This is a genomic window from Pseudomonas sp. EMN2 (genome assembly GCF_009650555.1).
Lineage (GTDB): Bacteria > Pseudomonadota > Gammaproteobacteria > Pseudomonadales > Pseudomonadaceae > Aquipseudomonas > Aquipseudomonas sichuanensis.
In genome coordinates this window covers 58,612-73,809 of record NZ_VZZR01000047.1, presented here as the reverse complement: position 1 = coordinate 73,809, position 15,198 = coordinate 58,612, and the positions used below count along the sequence as shown (strand labels likewise).

13 protein-coding genes and 2 tRNA genes are annotated in these 15,198 nt (G+C 63.6%); 8 read left to right on the top strand and 7 right to left on the bottom strand.

Features of this window, described 5'->3' with window-relative positions; translation table 11 throughout:
- Positions 1-77, top strand: a tRNA-Arg gene (locus F6X61_RS15300).
- A gap of 376 nt (positions 78-453) precedes the next feature.
- Positions 454-1,896, top strand: coding sequence for a magnesium transporter (gene mgtE / locus F6X61_RS15295; protein ID WP_153787320.1), 1,443 nt, complete (start codon positions 454-456; stop codon positions 1,894-1,896).
- Between the two features lie 65 nt (positions 1,897-1,961).
- Here the strand turns inward: mgtE and F6X61_RS15290 are convergent, their stop codons facing one another.
- Positions 1,962-2,288: an Arc family DNA-binding protein gene (locus tag F6X61_RS15290; protein WP_033699552.1), complete on the bottom strand. Its 327-nt coding sequence runs from the start codon at positions 2,286-2,288 to the stop codon at positions 1,962-1,964.
- A 345-nt stretch (positions 2,289-2,633) separates the two neighbouring features.
- Between F6X61_RS15290 and phnN the strand changes: the two genes are divergently transcribed.
- Both phnN and F6X61_RS15280 read left to right on the top strand, forming a co-directional pair.
- Positions 2,634-3,236 carry a phosphonate metabolism protein/1,5-bisphosphokinase (PRPP-forming) PhnN gene (phnN, locus tag F6X61_RS15285; protein WP_153787319.1) on the top strand — a complete coding sequence of 201 codons (603 nt, stop codon included), beginning with the start codon at positions 2,634-2,636 and terminating at the stop codon, positions 3,234-3,236.
- A gap of 94 nt (positions 3,237-3,330) precedes the next feature.
- Positions 3,331-3,407: transfer RNA gene (locus F6X61_RS15280), tRNA-Arg, on the top strand.
- 25 nt (positions 3,408-3,432) lie between these two features.
- On the opposite strand, the gene F6X61_RS15275 is transcribed toward F6X61_RS15280, so the two are convergent.
- Positions 3,433-4,641 carry a benzoate/H(+) symporter BenE family transporter gene (locus F6X61_RS15275; protein WP_153787318.1) on the bottom strand — a complete coding sequence of 403 codons (1,209 nt, stop codon included), beginning with the start codon at positions 4,639-4,641 and terminating at the stop codon, positions 3,433-3,435.
- Positions 4,642-4,779: 138 nt separating this feature from the next.
- Entirely contained in the window at positions 4,780-5,298 is a 519-nt protein-coding gene (locus F6X61_RS15270; protein ID WP_153787317.1) for a hypothetical protein, read from the bottom strand.
- Positions 5,299-5,515: 217 nt separating this feature from the next.
- Between F6X61_RS15270 and F6X61_RS15265 the strand changes: the two genes are divergently transcribed.
- Positions 5,516-6,514, top strand: a complete 999-nt coding sequence (locus F6X61_RS15265) for a diguanylate cyclase domain-containing protein (protein ID WP_153787316.1) — start codon at positions 5,516-5,518, stop codon at positions 6,512-6,514.
- Between the two features lie 66 nt (positions 6,515-6,580).
- Here F6X61_RS15265 and lpdA read toward each other — a convergent pair whose 3' ends face one another.
- The 4 genes from lpdA to F6X61_RS15245 are packed head-to-tail and all read right to left on the bottom strand — an operon-like array spanning position 6,581 to position 11,524.
- Positions 6,581-7,960, bottom strand: a complete 1,380-nt coding sequence (lpdA, locus tag F6X61_RS15260; RefSeq protein WP_153787315.1) for a dihydrolipoyl dehydrogenase — start codon at positions 7,958-7,960, stop codon at positions 6,581-6,583.
- A gap of 2 nt (positions 7,961-7,962) precedes the next feature.
- A complete protein-coding gene (locus F6X61_RS15255; RefSeq protein WP_153787314.1) occupies positions 7,963-9,231 on the bottom strand; it encodes a dihydrolipoamide acetyltransferase family protein in 1,269 nt (422 codons plus the stop codon).
- Positions 9,232-10,290, bottom strand: coding sequence for an alpha-ketoacid dehydrogenase subunit beta (locus F6X61_RS15250; RefSeq protein WP_110991900.1), 1,059 nt, complete (start codon positions 10,288-10,290; stop codon positions 9,232-9,234).
- Between the two features lies 1 nt (position 10,291).
- Positions 10,292-11,524: a 3-methyl-2-oxobutanoate dehydrogenase (2-methylpropanoyl-transferring) subunit alpha gene (locus tag F6X61_RS15245; RefSeq protein ID WP_110991899.1), complete on the bottom strand. Its 1,233-nt coding sequence runs from the start codon at positions 11,522-11,524 to the stop codon at positions 10,292-10,294.
- A gap of 197 nt (positions 11,525-11,721) precedes the next feature.
- On the opposite strand from F6X61_RS15245, the gene bkdR reads away from it, so the two are divergent.
- The 3 genes from bkdR to F6X61_RS15230 all read left to right on the top strand — a co-directional run bounded on the left by bkdR (position 11,722) and on the right by F6X61_RS15230 (position 15,125).
- Positions 11,722-12,210, top strand: coding sequence for a Bkd operon transcriptional regulator BkdR (bkdR, locus tag F6X61_RS15240; RefSeq protein ID WP_125465000.1), 489 nt, complete (start codon positions 11,722-11,724; stop codon positions 12,208-12,210).
- 200 nt (positions 12,211-12,410) lie between these two features.
- Complete coding sequence (locus tag F6X61_RS15235; protein ID WP_178125827.1) at positions 12,411-13,652, top strand: glutamine synthetase family protein; 1,242 nt, start codon at positions 12,411-12,413, stop codon at positions 13,650-13,652.
- A 129-nt stretch (positions 13,653-13,781) separates the two neighbouring features.
- The gene (locus F6X61_RS15230; protein ID WP_153787312.1) at positions 13,782-15,125 is read left to right on the top strand and encodes an MFS transporter; all 1,344 of its coding nucleotides are present in this window, start codon (positions 13,782-13,784) and stop codon (positions 15,123-15,125) included.
- Positions 15,126-15,198: the final 73 nt, after the last annotated feature.

The following is a 15,198-nucleotide window of genomic DNA, read 5'->3' as shown; positions in this document are numbered from 1 at the left end:
GGACTCATAGCTCAGCTGGATAGAGTACTCGGCTACGAACCGAGCGGTCGGAGGTTCGAATCCTCCTGAGTCCGCCATACCTGAAAAGCCCGCTTATTCAAGCGGGCTTTTTCTTTTTCGGCATTCACTGATTCTGTCCGCGCACGACTAGACTCACGTTGATAGCCCGATCCCGAGCAGACCTTATTTGCATGTGATTTTTGCAAGCCTCAGGCCGTCGCACTGTTGGCTTCGAGTGTTGTCACAGCTTTATTGCGCAAACGATTGTTCTAGCCAAAATTTTAAGCGATCCGACAGCTGACACCGTGTATGATTGCGCCCGTCAGCCCCGCCGGGGCTTGTGGAATACCACCATGGACTTACCCAGTAGTTACTCGCTAACACGCTTCATGCAGCAAGATCTGATCGATTGATTCTCCCGGCGTGCTCCGCTGCTGGGGGTGGAGTTCGCCTATGACCGAAGTAGAAGTAAAGAAAGCTCAAGACAGCCTGCAGGATCGCCTTGCCCAGGTGATCGAACTGCTGCAGCGCCAGCGCGTGGTTGAGGACCTGACGCACCGTCAGGAAGGTCAACACCACGACCTCGTGGAAAACCTCGTCCACCGGCAGAACCTCGTCGAACTGCAGCGCAAGCTCGATGACCTGCACCTCGCCGACATTGCCTACATTCTCGAAGCCTTGCCGCTGGAAGACCGCCTGACGGTCTGGCAGCTGGTGCGCTCTGATCGTGATGGCGACATCCTGCTGGAAGTTTCCGACGCTGTCCGCCAGTCCCTGATCGCCGACATGGACGATCACGAACTGCTCGCCGCGGCCAAGGAAATGGACGCCGACGAACTCGCCGACCTGGCGCCGGAATTACCGCGAGACGTCGTCCATGAATTGATGGAAAGCCTCGACGCCCAGCAACGTGAGCGCGTGCGTTCGGCGCTGAGCTACGACGAGGAGCAAGTCGGTGCGCTGATGGACTTCGAGATGGTGACCATCCGCGAAGACGTCAGCCTGGAAGTGGTACTGCGCTACCTGCGTCGGCTCAAAGAGCTGCCAGGGCACACCGACAAACTGTTCGTGGTCGACTACGACGGCAAGCTCAAGGGTGTGCTGCCGATCAAGCGGCTGCTGGTCAACGACCCGGACAAGAAAGTCGCGGAGGTCATGGCCAACGACCCGGTGGTGTTCCACCCCGAGGAAGATGCCTATGACGCGGCCCTGGCATTCGAGCGTTACGACCTGGTGTCCGCGCCGGTGGTGGACAAGAACGAGCGCCTGATCGGCCGACTGACCATTGATGAAATGGTCGACCTGATCCGTGAGGAGAGCGAGAGCGAAGTGCTCAACATGGCGGGTCTGCGCGAAGAGGAAGACATCTTCGCCTCGGTCTGGCGCTCGCTGCGCAACCGTTGGGCCTGGCTGGCCATCAACCTGATTACTGCCTTCCTGGCGTCCCGGGTGATCGGTCTGTTCGAAGGCTCGATCGAGAAACTGGTGGCCCTGGCTGCGCTGATGCCTATCGTTGCCGGTATCGGTGGTAACTCGGGTAACCAGACCATCACCATGATCGTGCGCGCGATGGCACTGGACCAGGTGTCGCCGGGCAACACCAGCCGCCTCATGCGCAAGGAGTTGGCGGTTTCGCTGCTCAACGGCCTGATATGGGGTGGGGTGATCGGCGTAGTGGCATTCATGCTCTACGGCAGTTGGTCATTGGGCCTGGTGATGACGGCGGCCATGACCCTCAACTTGCTGCTGGCGGCCTTGATGGGGGTGTTGATTCCGATGACGCTGACCCGCCTGGGGCGCGATCCGGCCATGGGCTCCAGCGTAATGATCACTGCTGTGACTGACAGCGGCGGCTTCTTCATTTTCCTGGGGTTGGCAACGCTGTTCCTGCTCTGAGTAGTGGGACAGCGGCAACAAAAAAGCCAGCTTGCGCTGGCTTTTTTGTGTGTCAGTGCTTTGTATCAGGACGCGTCAGCAGCCATTTCCACATCGTGTGCGATCAGCGCAACCAGTGCGTTCTGCTGACGATGGGACAGCTGGCGGAAGCGTTGCAGCAGTTCGCGTTCGTGCAGGCTGAGCTCTGGGCTGTCCAGGCGCATGCTCAGTTCGTCGCCCAGCGCGCCTTCCTGGATAAGGCTCTGCTCCAGGCGCGCGATGATCTCGGAGTTCATGCTGCGGTGATGGTTGCGCGCTACCTCGGCAATGCGCTCACGCATTCCGTCTGGCAGGCGGACGACGAACTTGTCAGCGGTGCGGCTCGAATAAATAGCCTGTTTCAATGGGCGCATATAAATTGACCGGTTGTTCTAGTTCAGGGGAAGCGGTTCGCAAATTGGCCGCACGGTGGAAGTACGACCGCGGCGACGACAAAATGTTCAACCGTAATGTGGTTTCGGGTTTTCATCTTGCCTCATGTCGCCGATTCCTTGGCGTCAATTCTGTGACAAATAGTGGCTCCGGTACAGGCTTTTTGCCAGTACCAATTATCAGAAATGAGTACTGGTTTGAAAAGATTCACATTGACGCAGAATGCAGGCGCGTCAGACCTTTGTCGTCAAAATCTGGTAACTGGCAGCAAAGGTTAGGGAAAAACCCTAGAATGCGCAGGTTCCCACACCTTGAGCATAGTGGCTATGCAATATGACGCAAGCGGCGCACCGTCCTCAAGAGGGCGGTTGATATTCCTGATGGGACCATCGGGATCGGGCAAAGATTCCCTTATTGATGCTGCGCGCGAGCGCCTTGCCAAGCACGGTGTGGACGTTGCACGAAGGGTCATAACCCGTTCCGCCGAAGCCAAGGGGGAGAGTGCGCTGGGGGTTACGCTCGAACGTTTCGAGGGCATGCGCGCGGCGGGCGAGTTTGCCCTGTGCTGGGCGGCGAATGGCCTCTGCTATGGCATCCCTGCCCAAGTGGAGGATCGTCTCGCCGCTGGCCGTTCGGTGCTGGTGAACGGCTCGCGGGGATACCTGGACGAGGCGCGGCAACGCTACCCGGATTTGCTGGCGGTTGGCCTGACCGTTCTACCTGGCGTACTGCGCCAGCGCTTGACGGCTCGCGGTCGGGAAAGCGCCGAGGAAATCGAACAGCGTCTGGCCCGCGGCGCTCGGCTGCAGGCCTACGATCCCTCGGTGCATGTGCTGGATAACTCGGCTGCGCTCGATGTCGCCGTCGAGGCGCTGTTCGGGGTACTGCGACAGGAGGGAGTCATCGGCCAAGAGCAGGGAAATGATTGACGTGCAAAATGCCCGATAGAAACATGACAAATGCCGATGCGCTGGGTAACATGCTCGCCGTCCCTGCCGTGCAGCGCCCGTTGCCGGCCCCAGTGTCTCAGTAGCTCAATTGGATAGAGCATCCCCCTCCTAAGGGGAAGGTTGCAGGTTCAAATCCTGCCTGGGACGCCATTCACACCCTCCATTGCCAACCCACTCAACGCTGTTCGCCTGCGTGCGCTCCTGTATGGGCGATGTGCGGTCGGGTGTAACCGAGCGCAAAGTAGGCGACCAGGCCGAATATCAGCCCCCAGAAGGCGGCGCCCAGGCCCAGGAAGCTCATGCCAGAGGCAGTGACCAGGAAGGTGATCAACGCAGGCTCACGCTGCTTTTCATCGGCCATGGCACCGGTCAGCCCGGTTGCGATGGCGCCGAACAGCGCCAGGCCGGCGAGGGCGGCGATCATTTCCCGGGGTAGGGCGGCGAACACTGAGGCCAGGGTGGCGCCGAAGGTGCCCATCAGCAGATAGAAGGCGCCACAGGCAATGCCGGCGATATAGCGCTTATCGGGGTTCTCGTGGGCCTCGCGGCCTGTGCAGATGGCTGCGGTAATCGCTGCCAGGTTGACCCCATGGCAGGCGAACGGTGCCAGCAGCAGCGAGCCGATGGCGGTCACCGAGACGATCGGGCGTGCGGCGGTCTGGTAACCGGCTGTACGCAGTACGGCGATACCCGGTACCGACTGGCCTGTGAGCGACACCAGCGCCAGCGGCAGGCCAATGTTGACGATGGCATGCCAGTTCCATTGCGGCGCGGTCCAGAGCGGGACGGCCATCTCCAGCACCAGTGCGCCCGTATCGAGCTGGCCCATGCTGGTGGCGAGCCCGCAGCCAACCACCAGTACCGAGAGGATGGCGTAGCGGGGCGACAGGCGCTTGAACAGCAGGTATGCCGCGAGCATCGAAAGGACCAGCAACGGCTGCAGGCGGATGGAGCTGAACAGATCAGCGCCGAAGCGGAACAGGATGCCGGCGAGCATGGCGGCGGCAATCGCCTTGGGCAGGCGGCGCATCAGCTTGTCGAACGCGCCGCTCAGTGCGATCACGGCGATCAGCAGCGAGGCAACGATGTAGGCCCCCACGGCCTGCGCCAGCGACACGGTCGGCAGCATCGACACCAGCAGCGCCGCGCCAGGTGTTGACCACGCGGTGATCACCGGCACTCGCAGTTTCCAGCTCAGCAGCAAGCCGGTCAGGCCACTGCCGATGGAGATCGCCCAGATCCACGAGGCGGTTGCCTCGTTGCTGAGCTGGGCCTGATGGGCAGCCTGGAACACGATGATCAACGGGCCGGCGTAGGAAATGATCACTGCGATCAGGCCGGCGACCAGCGCCGAAAGCGAGAAGTCTTGTCTGAGTCTGTCCATGACGAATTGCCGATTCCCTGTAGCAAGGCGATTGAGGAGGGCTGGATTGAATCCCGTTACACGCCCGCTGTCGAGTGCTGCGAGGGCAGCCTGCCCTGCCGCGAGAGGCGTGGCCCAAGGCAGGGCCACGCGCCTGGCTTAGAGCTCGATATCCGTGAGCTCGTCGCTTTGCTGCACGCCCTGCTCCTGCTGGCCGAGCTTGGCCAAGGCCTTCGCCTCGACATCATCCTGCATTCGCTGAGCGATCTGCTCATCGATCATCGCTTTCTTCTCCGGTGGCAACGCGTCGTACTCCTCCTCGGTCAGGCCTAGCTCCTGGAGGTATTTCTCCTTGATCTTTTCCGCCGGCGACTTCTCCACGTAGTCGCGGAACTCCTGTCGTACATCGCTGAGCTGCGGCTTGTCGACGCTGCCCTGCTGGCGTGCGGCAACATCTGGGTTCTGCAGCATGATCATGAGCTTGGCAAAGGCCTCCTTGCGATTGTCTTCGCTGTTCTGCTGCGAGGTGCTGCCCTGGCTGTTGTGCTGTGCGGTGGTGCCGCTGGCGGCGGCGATCGGCTGGAACTGCAGCGCCGGTGCCAGCGCCTGTTCGTTGCCGATGCGACTGGATGGCTGCACCGCGGGCTGCCAAGGCATCCCGCTGATTGAAGTGAGCATGTCTCCTCCTTGAATGGGTCAATAAGCGCGATCGAAGGGGCAAAAGCTGTGCCAGCGCGCAAACTCGTCGGAATAGCCCGCCGGGGCTATTCCGGCAACGCTGTACTGGGCATATGCTTGCCCCCCAGAGGAACAGGATTGCCGACTGCGGCAATCACGATGAACATCCGCAGCACCGTGATCGGGGCGCAGTAGCCGGATACCAGGGAGAGCGTCCATGAGTCAGCCACCAACGCCGGTACCGACCGGCTTCAGCGAGCAGCAACTGCACACTTTGTTCGACCTGATCAGCGACGGCATCTGGGACTGGGATGCCAACACCGGCTACGTCTACCGCAACCCGGGCTGGTACGCGATGCTGGGTTATGCCAGCCATTCGATGGCCAATTCGGTCCTGACCTGGGAGAGCGTGATCCACCCGGAAGACTTCCCCCGGGTGATGGCCCACTTCGAGGCCTACATCAATCAGCGCAACGAGCGCTACCGTATCGAGTACCGCTGCCGCTGCCAGGACGGCAGCTACCTGTGGGTCGAGGACAGCGGCCATATCATCGCCCGCAACGAGGATGGCTCGGTGGCACGCATGCTAGGTGCCCATCGCAACATCGATGCCGGCAAGCGGCTGGTCGCCGAGCTGGAGCAGCGCAATCAGTCGCTGGAGTGCCAGGTGGCCGAGCGTACCCGCGAGCTGTCCTGGGTCAACCAGCAGTTGCAGCGTCAGCTCGACGAAAACCGTGATCTGGCCGAGCGTGATCCGTTGACCCGCACCGCCAATCGCTATCGCCTTGAAAAGACCCTCGAGCAGGAATGCGAGCGCGCCCGTCGCTATCGCCAGCCTCTGGCGCTCATCGCCATGGACCTGGATGACTTCAAGCCGATCAATGACCTGCACGGTCACGCCCGTGGCGATGCTGCGCTGGTCGAGGTGACCGAGAGCATACGCGAGTGCCTGCGTGCCCAGGACCTGCTGGCACGTTGGGGCGGGGATGAGTTCGTGGTGGTCCTGCCGCAGACGGCCTTGGAGGAAGCACGTGAAGCCGCGCGCAGGATACGCCAGGCCGTAGCGTCCATGGCGCCGGTGGGCGATTGCCAGCTGACCATGAGCTACGGCGTGGTGCAATGGCAGGACGGGGAGGATCAACGCGCCTTGCTGGCCCGGGCTGACAAGGCGCTGTACCGGGCCAAGGCGGCCGGCAAGAACGCCATCGTCGAATAAAAAAATGCCCGCAGCGCCTGGTAACGCTGCGGGCCAAATCGGCTATTGCCGCTTCAGTGTTTGAGGCTAGATATGCAGTGCGTGGCCAAGGGCACGCAGCGCCGCTTCCTGCACGGCTTCACCCAGCGTCGGGTGGGCGTGGATGGTGCCGGCGATATCTTCCAGTCGGGCGCCCATCTCCAGTGACTGGGCAAAGGCGGTGGACAGCTCGGACACCGCCACCCCCACCGCTTGCCAGCCGAGGATCAGGTGATTGTCGCGGCGCGCTACCACCCGCACGAAGCCGCTCTTCGACTCCAGGCTCATGGCCCGACCGTTGGCGGCAAACGGGAATTGCGCGACGATGCAGTCCACGCCCTGTTGGCTGGCCTGTTCCGGCGTAGTGCCGGCCACCACCACTTCCGGGTCGGTGAAGCACACCGCGGCGATTGCGCTGGGCTCGAAGCGCCGCGCCTTGCCGGCGATGATTTCCGCCACCATCTCGCCCTGGGCCATGGCCCGGTGCGCCAGCATCGGCTCGCCGGCCACGTCACCGATGGCCCAGACGTTGCGCATGCTGGTCTGGCAGCGCTCGTCGATGGCGATGGCCGCACCGTTCATCTTCAGGTCCAGGCTTTCCAGGCCAAAGCCCTGGGTGCGCGGGCGACGACCCACGGCCACCAATACCTGATCGGCCTCCAGGCGCAGCTGCGCGCCCTGGCCATCACGCGCCAGCAGGCAGCCGTCGGTATAGCCCTCGACGCTATGGCCCAGGTGCAGTGCGATGCCCAGTTTCTTGAGCGATTCAGCTACCGGTGCAGTGAGCTCGGCGTCGTAGGTGGGCAGGATGCGCTCGCGGGCCTCCACCACGCTCACCTTGGCGCCCAGCTTGCGATAGGCGATGCCCAGCTCCAGGCCGATATAGCCACCGCCGACCACCACCAGGTGCTGCGGCAGGGCCTTGGGCGCAAGGGCTTCGGTGGACGAGATGATCGGCCCGCCGATCGGCAGCATCGGCAGTTCCACGCTGCTCGAGCCGGTGGCCAGCAACAGGTGCTCGCACTGGATGCGTTGGCCGTCCACCTCGACGCTCTTGCCATCGAGGATCTTCGCCCAGCCGTGGATCACTTTCACGCCGTGTTTTTTCAGCAGGGCGGCGACGCCGCTGGTGAGGCGGTCGACGATGCCGTCCTTCCACTCGAGGCTGCGGCCGATGTCCAGGCGCGGCGAAGAGACGCTGATGCCCAGTGCCGACGGTTCGGTGTAGCGACTGGTCTGGTGGAACTGCTCGGCCACATGGATCAGCGCCTTGGACGGGATGCAGCCGATGTTCAGGCAGGTGCCGCCCAGCGCCTGGCCTTCCACCAGCACGGTGGGGATGCCCAGTTGCCCGGCGCGGATGGCGGCCACATAGCCGCCAGGGCCGCCACCGATGATCAGCAGGGTGGTGTCGATGATCGGTTGCATGGTCACTCCACGAACAGGCAGGCAGGTTGTTCCAGCAGGCCGCGCACGGCCTGGATGAACAGTGCGGCATCCATGCCGTCGACCACGCGATGGTCGAACGAGCTGGACAGGTTCATCATCTTGCGCACGACGATCTGGCCATCGATCACCACCGGCCGTTCGACCATGCGGTTGACGCCGACGATCGCCACTTCCGGGGTGTTGACCACCGGCGTGCTGACGATGCCGCCCAGCGCACCAAGGCTGGTCAGGGTAATGGTCGAGCCGGACAGCTCTTCACGGGTGGCTTTGTTGTTGCGTGCGGCATGGGCCACGCGGGCGATCTCGCTGGCGTTGCTCCACAGGCTGCCGGCTTCGGCGTGGCGCAGCACCGGCACCATCAGGCCGTTGTCGCCCTGGGTGGCGATGCCCACATGCACCGCGCCGTGGCGGGTGATGACCTGGGCCTCGTCGTCGTAGGTGGCGTTGATCTGCGGGAAGTCGCGCAGGGCGACGACCATGGCGCGCACCAGGAACGGCAGCAGCGTCAGCTTGCCACGGCTGTCGCCGTGCTTGGCATTGAGTTGCTGGCGCAGGGCTTCGAGCGCCGTGACGTCGATTTCCTCGACATAGCTGAAGTGGGCGACGCGACGCTTGGCGTCCTGCATGCGCTGGGCGATCTTGCGGCGCAGGCCGATCACCGGCACCTGTTCGCTGTCGGTGCGCTTGCCGTAACCGCCCGGCGCCTGCCCGCTGTTGCTCTGCGGTTTGCTGATGAAGGCGTCGAGGTCCTCATGCAGGATACGCCCGGCAGGGCCGCTGCCATGCACGTAACGCAGCTCGATACCGGCATCCAGCGCGCGTTTGCGCACGGCAGGCGAGGCCAGTGGCTTCTCGTGTGCTTCGCGCGGCACGATCGGTGCCGCGGTGTGGCTCGCTGCAAACTGTGGCGCAGCTTCGACGCGTGGTTCGGGCTTGGCTTCGGCCTTCACTGGCGCGGCAGGTGCGTCAACTGGTTTGCTCTGTGGCGTATCGACATGGTTGCCGCTGCCTTCGACTTCGATGCGGATCAGCTCGCTGCCGACCGCCATCACTTCACCCGGCTGGCCGCCCAGGGCCAGCACCTTGCCGCTGACCGGCGAAGGGATTTCCACGGTGGCCTTGTCGGTCATGACATCGGCCACTACCTGGTCCTCGGCGATCATGTCGCCGACCTTGACGAACCACTCGACCAACTCGACCTGCGCGATGCCTTCACCGATATCCGGCATCTTGATGACGTGCGTGCCCATTCAGACCTCCATGACCCGTTTCAATGCCGCGCCTACCCGCGAAGGCCCTGGGAAGTAGGCCCATTCCTGTGCGTGGGGGTAGGGGGTGTCCCAACCGGTGACGCGCTCGATCGGCGCTTCGAGGTGATGGAAGCAGTGCTCCTGGACCAGCGATACCAGTTCGGCGCCGAAGCCGCAGGTGCGGGTGGCTTCGTGCACGACCACGCAGCGGCCGGTCTTCTTCACCGACTCGACGATGGTCTCCAGGTCTAGCGGCCACAGGCTGCGCAGGTCGATGACTTCGGCGTCGACGCCGGTTTCTTCAGCGGCCACTTGCGACACGTACACGGTGGTGCCGTAGGTCAGCACGGTGACGTCGTTGCCCGGGCGGGTGATCGCCGCCTTGTCCAGCGGCACGGTGTAATAGCCGTCCGGCACACTGCTGTGCGGGTGCTTGGCCCAGGGGGTAACCGGGCGGTCGTGGTGGCCGTCGAACGGGCCGTTGTACAGGCGCTTGGGCTCGAGGAAGATCACCGGGTCATCGCACTCGATCGAGGCGATCAGCAGGCCCTTGGCGTCATAAGGGTTGGACGGCATGACGGTGCGCAGGCCGCACACCTGGGTGAACATCGCTTCCGGGCTCTGGCTGTGGGTCTGGCCGCCATAGATGCCGCCGCCGCAGGGCATGCGCAGGGTCAGCGGCGAAATGAACTCGCCGGCCGAGCGATAGCGCAGGCGCGCCATCTCCGAGACGATCTGGTCGGAGGCCGGGTAGAAGTAGTCGGCGAACTGGATCTCGACCACCGGGCGCAGGCCATAGGCGCCCATGCCCACGGCGGTGCCGACGATGCCGCTTTCGGAGATCGGCGCATCGAACACCCGCGACTTGCCGTACTTGGTCTGCAGGCCTTCGGTGCAGCGGAACACGCCGCCGAAGTAGCCAACGTCCTGGCCGTAGACCACCACGTTGTCGTCGCGCTCGAGCATGACATCCATGGCCGAGCGCAGGGCCTGGATCATGGTCATGGTGGTGGTGGACATGGCGTTTTCCAGGTCAATGCTGTTGTTGTGATCGTTCATCTCAGACCCCCAGTTCCTGGCGCTGACGGCGCAGGTGGTCGGGCATTTCCTTGTACACGTCTTCGAACATCGAGGCCGCGCTGGGGATATGGCCATTGCTCAGGGTGCCGAACTGCTCGGCGTCCTTCTGCGCCTTGATCACCTCGGCCTCCAGCTCCGCGCTGACTGCCTGGTGCTCCTCTTCGGACCAGTGCCCGGCCTTGATCAGGTGCTGCTTGAGGCGGGCGATCGGGTCGCCCAGCGGGAAGTGGCTCCAATCGTCCGCAGGGCGGTACTTGGACGGGTCGTCCGAGGTGGAGTGCGGGCCAGCGCGGTAAGTGACCCACTCGATCAGCGTCGGGCCCAGGCCGCGGCGGGCGCGTTCGGCGGCCCAGCGCGAGGCCGCGTAGACGGCGATGAAGTCGTTGCCGTCGACCCGCAGCGAAGCGATGCCGCAACCGACGCCACGGCCGGCGAAGGTGGTCGACTCGCCACCGGCGATGGCCTGGAAGGTCGAGATCGCCCACTGGTTGTTGACCACGTTCAGGATGACCGGGGCGCGGTACACATGGGCGAAGGTCAGCGCGGTGTGGAAGTCGGACTCGGCGGTGGCGCCGTCGCCGATCCAGGCCGAGGCGATCTTGGTATCGCCCTTGATCGCCGAGGCCATGGCCCAGCCGACTGCCTGGACGAACTGGGTGGCGAGGTTGCCGCTGATGGTGAAGAAGCCGGCCTCGCGCACCGAGTACATGATCGGCAGCTGGCGGCCCTTGAGCGGGTCACGGGTGTTGGACAGCAGTTGGCAGATCATCTCCACCAGCGACACGTCGCGGGCCATCAGGATGCTCTGCTGGCGGTAGGTGGGGAAGCACATGTCGGTGCGGTTCAGGGCCAGCGCCTGGCCGCTGCCGATGGCTTCCTCGCCCAGGCTCTGCATGTAGAAGGACATCTTCTTCTGGCGCTGGGCCACGACCATGCGGCTGTCGAAGATGCGCGTCTTGAGCATGGCGCGCATGCCTTGGCGCAGCACCTGCGCGTCGATGCCCTCGGCCCATGGGCCTACGGCGTCGCCGTGTTCGTTGAGCACGCGCACCAGGCTGCCGGAAAGGTCGGCAGTGTCGGCAGGTTCTACATCGATGGGCGGTTTACGGACTTGACCCGCGTCGTTCAGGCGCAGGTAGGAGAAATCGGTCTGGCAGCCTGGCCGGCCTGTAGGCTCGGGCACATGCAGACGCAGGGGGGCGTACTCGTTCATGCTTTTTACGCTCGCTCGGCTGTTGTTTTTGTGAGCTTTGAAGCGGTCGCCGCTGCCTGCCGGCTTGTGACTGGCAGGTCAGCGTCTGTTACATCATAGGGGGACGGCAGGAGAATTTTTCTCTCAAGTTCATTGCCTTTGTCCGACGCTGGAGATAAACATTCCGCACAAACACAAAAACCAGGTGAATTTGTCTCATGCGCAAACTGGATCGCACGGATATCGGCATTCTCAACAGCCTTCAGGAAAACGCGCGGATCACCAACGCGGAGCTTGCGCGTTCGGTCAATCTGTCGCCCACCCCCTGTTTCAACCGGGTCAAGGCCATGGAGGAGTTGGGGGTGATCCGCCAGCAAGTGACGCTACTGTCGCCCGAGGCGCTGGGGCTGGACGTCAACGTGTTCATTCACGTCAGCCTGGAGAAGCAGGTGGAGCAGTCGCTGCACCGTTTCGAAGAAGAGATCGCCGAGCGCCCCGAGGTGATGGAGTGCTACCTGATGACCGGCGACCCGGATTATCTGCTGCGGGTGCTGCTGCCCAGCATCCAGGCGCTGGAGCGTTTTCTCGATTACCTGACTCGCTTGCCGGGGGTGGCCAACATCCGTTCCAGCTTCGCCCTCAAACAGGTGCGCTACAAGACAGCGTTGCCGTTGCCGGCCAATGGCATGACCTTGCGTGAGCACTAGGCGAGCACTGTCCAGCTGCTTGAAGTTTCGAACAGCCCAAGCCAATGTTGCGCCCGGCGCCATTCCCGGCACGCCAACACCCCAAGAAGGACAGCGTCATGACGACCGAAGGCCCGTGCAACCTGGCAGAGCACCTGAAGGGCATCGACGAGATCGAGTGCGTTACCCCAGATTTCAACGGCGTGGCTCGCGGCAAGGTCATGACCGCCGAAGGCTTCCTTGAAGGCCGGCGCCTGCAGATGGCGCGCGGAGTACTGCTGCAATGCATCATGGGTGGCTACCCGGCGGCGAAATACTATGGCAGCGACGACAGCGACCTGGCGCTGGTGGCCGACCCTGCGCAGATCCACCGCCTGCCCTGGAGCGACGAGCCTCGCGCCCTGGCCATCTGCGATGCGGTCGAACTCGACGGCGCACCGTCGCAATTGTCCAGCCGTGGCCAGCTCAAGGCGGTGATCGCCCGTTACGCCGAGCACGGCCTGGCGCCGGTGGTGGCGACCGAGCTCGAATTCTTCGTGTTTGCCCCCAACAGCGACCCGCAGCAGCCGTTCCAGCCGCCGCTGGGCAAGGATGGCCGCCGGGAGATGGGCCATTCGGCATTCAGTGTCAGTTCCAACAATGGCCTGCGGCCGTTCTTCAGCGAAGTGTACCGGTGCATGGCAGCGCTGGGCCTGCCGCGCGACACCTTCATGCACGAGATGGGCGTCAGCCAGTTCGAGATCAACCTGCTGCATGGCGACCCGCTGCTGCTGGCCGACCAGACCTTCCTGTTCAAGCACCTGCTCAAGGAAGTGGCGCTGCGTCATGGCCTGACCGTGGTGTGCATGGCCAAGCCGCTGGCGCATACGCCCGGCAGTTCGATGCACATTCACCAGAGCCTGGTGGACATCGCCAGTGGGCGAAACGTGTTCAGCGACGAGCAGGGCAGGGCGACCGACACCTTCCATCATTTCATTGGCGGCCTGCAGGCCTGCCTGGCCGACTTCACCGCGCTGTTCGCGCCCAACGTCAATTCGTACCAGCGCTTGTGCCACCCCTACGCTTCGCCGAACAACGCCTGCTGGTCGCACGACAATCGCGCCGCTGGCCTGCGCATTCCGGCCAGCTCGCCAGTGGCGCGGCGGGTGGAGAATCGCTTGCCCGGCGCCGACGCCAACCCCTATCTGGCAATTGCCGCCAGCCTTGCCGCGGGCCTGCATGGCATCGAGCAGCAAATTGCTCCCACGCCCGCTATCCAGGGCGAATTCGAAGTGCCCGAGCACCTGAGCCTGCCCTGCACCCTGCATGCGGCGCTGCAGCGCCTGAAGCACAGTGCGCTGGCCCATGAGCTGTTCGGCAACGAGTTCATCGAAGGCTATATCGCCACCAAGACCCTCGAACTGAGCGACTACCTCGACGAGATCACGCCCTGGGAGCGGCGAGTACTGGCGGCGCAGGCCTGAGCGCGACGCAAGCTGTAACGGGCCCGCCGTTGGCGATCTTTTTCGCCTGCGGGGGCCTGCGTCGCGGCGCATTTGCTTTTATGCTTGCCTGCAACCCACCGCCACCTGCGCCAGGAGCCCACGGGACGTATGCGAAATATCTGGAAGCCGTTTCAGTCGCTGTACTTCGCTGCCTTGATGATGCTGATCGGCTCGGGCCTGCTCAGTACCTACCTGGCCTTGCGCCTCGCCGCCGATCACGTCGACAGCCTGTGGATCGGTGCGCTGATGGCGGCCAACTATTTCGGCCTGGCGGTGGGCGGCAAGGTCGGCCACCGGCTGATCGGTCGGGTCGGGCATATTCGCGCCTATGCCACCTGTGCCGGTATCGTCTGCGCGGCGGTGCTCGGGCATGGCCTGACAAGCTGGCTGCCGGCCTGGATCGGGCTGCGGATGATCGTCGGCCTGGGGATGATGTGCCAGTACATGGTCATCGAAAGCTGGCTCAACGAGCAGGCTGATGCCAAGCACCGTGGCGCGGTGTTCAGCGGCTACATGATCGCTTCTTATCTGGGGCTGGTGCTGGGCCAGCTGATTCTCGTGGTGCACCCACAGCTGGGGCCGGAGCTGCTGATGCTGGTAGCCATGTGCTTCGCCCTGTGCCTGGTGCCCGTGGCCATGACCCGGCGCATCCACCCCGCACCCCTGCGCCCGGCACCGATGGAGCCGAAGTTCTTCATCAAGCGGGTGCCGCAATCGCTCTCCACGGTGCTGGGTTCGGGGCTGATCGTCGGTTCGTTCTATGGTCTGGCACCGCTGTATGCCACCAGCCAGGGCATGTCCACCGAGCAGATCGGCCTGTTCATGGGTAGCTGCATCCTGGCTGGGCTGGTGGTGCAATGGCCGCTGGGCTGGCTGTCCGACCGCTATGACCGCGCGGTGCTGATCCGCAGCGTGGCAATCGGCCTGGCGCTGGCCTCGGCGCCTCTGGCGATCCTGCCGGGTGTGCCGCTGGAGCTGTTGTTCGGTATCGGCTTCTTGATCTCGCTGCTGCAGTTCTGTTTGTATCCGCTGGCCGTGGCGTTTTCCAACGACCATGTGGAAAGCGAACGGCGGGTATCGCTGACCGCCATGTTGCTGGTGACCTATGGGGTGGGTGCCTGTATCGGGCCGTTGGCGGCCGGGGTGCTGATGAAGCTGCTGGGCCCGCAGATGCTGTACGCGTTCTTCGTGTTCTTTGCGCTGGTGCTGGTCTGGCGTATCCGGCCCAAGGCGGTTACCGGGCTGCACCAGGTCCAGGATGCGCCGCTGGGGCACGTGGCCATGCCGGCGGCCGGTTCGCCACTGTCGGCGGCACTTGACCCGCGGGTCGATGAGCAGACCGTGCAGGAGGTTATGCAGACGCCGGTAGCGGCAGAAGATACCGAAGCGGATGAGAAGGGTGTTGAGCCGTCCGTGCAGCCTGGCGCCGAGGTCGACAAGTCGGTCACTTAGGTTGCGGCGGCCGACCCGCTCTTCGGTCGGCGCGCAGCGCTGCAAACAAAAACGCCACCCTATGGGTGGCGTT